This window comes from Bradyrhizobium sp. CCBAU 45384 (genome assembly GCF_028128665.1).
In the GTDB taxonomy this organism is placed as follows: domain Bacteria; phylum Pseudomonadota; class Alphaproteobacteria; order Rhizobiales; family Xanthobacteraceae; genus Bradyrhizobium; species Bradyrhizobium manausense.
The window spans coordinates 1-943 of the sequence record NZ_LBIZ01000040.1 but is presented as its reverse complement, the minus strand read 5'-3'; the positions used below and the strand labels follow the sequence as shown (position 1 = coordinate 943).

Below are 943 nucleotides of genomic sequence, written 5' to 3'. Positions count from 1 at the left end.
CGCCAAACTCAACGACATCGATCCACAGGCTTGGCTCGCCGACGTGCTGGCGCGCCTACCGGATCACCCTGCCAATCGCATTGACGAACTCATGCCCTGGAATTGGCGACCTCAGAACGTCGCTCACGCCGCGTAAGCGCTGTCAGCCATTTGCTCAAGATGACTTAACTAGGGGCCGTCACCGGACGCGTACGACGGAGGTAAGCTTCGGCTCGGCAACCGTTCGGGTCTGCAAGCAATGGAATTTCAAAGTGCGACGCCCGCGGTTGTGGTGGCGATCCGCCAGCGTGATCTTCTGAACACCTGGCTGAGGCTCTACTTGCGCAATGAGGACGACCTTCCCGGCATTTCGGGGTACGAACCTGAACGCCTCAAAGAAGAAGCGGACGATCTCGTTTATTACACTATCGAAGCGTCCTGCACGCCGCCCGTGGTCACGATACAGAGCGAAGGCACTCGCATGTCGAGCGCTTATGGCGCGATCGGCAAAGGCCGCCGACTAGACGAGTACGTTGGCCCCCGGTTGGCGGCCTCTGTAATGCCCGTTTATCACCTATGCATCGAGCGGCGTCGGCCGGTATACACCGTCTCTCATCTGAAGGACGGCGAAGGTCGCGAGGTGGAGTACGAGAGGTTGCTTCTGCCATTTGGGCATGGCAGCACGGTGACTGACATCATCGCGTCGCTCAAAACCATCAGCATGGAAGGTCGCTTCGAGCTTCGAGACCTAATGAAGCGCACGGACATTGTAAACAGCCCCAGCTGTGCGGGCCGTGATCGACCGCGACCTCGTAAACGCGCGCCCCTATCGCTCGGCCTCGTGGGCCGATGACCTCGTGTTCGAGTGATTGGGTGTCTAACCATGGATCAGGACGAAGTGGCCGAGTGGTTTGTGCCGGCGCTCAGGCGAAGCTACGCTCGTCTGGCGGCATGGATGGTACGC

The 943-nt window shown here is 59.7% G+C and carries 2 protein-coding genes; both read left to right on the top strand.

Annotated features, from left to right (window positions below; all coding sequences use genetic code 11):
• Window positions 1-136 (top strand): transposase domain-containing protein (locus XH80_RS02925; protein WP_271597256.1); only part of this gene is annotated, 136 nt, incomplete at its 5' end.
• Between the two features lie 102 nt (window positions 137-238).
• Window positions 239-832 (top strand): hypothetical protein, encoded by a 594-nt coding sequence (locus tag XH80_RS02920; protein WP_271597255.1) that lies wholly within the window; start codon window positions 239-241, stop codon window positions 830-832.
• Window positions 833-943 lie beyond the last annotated feature (111 nt).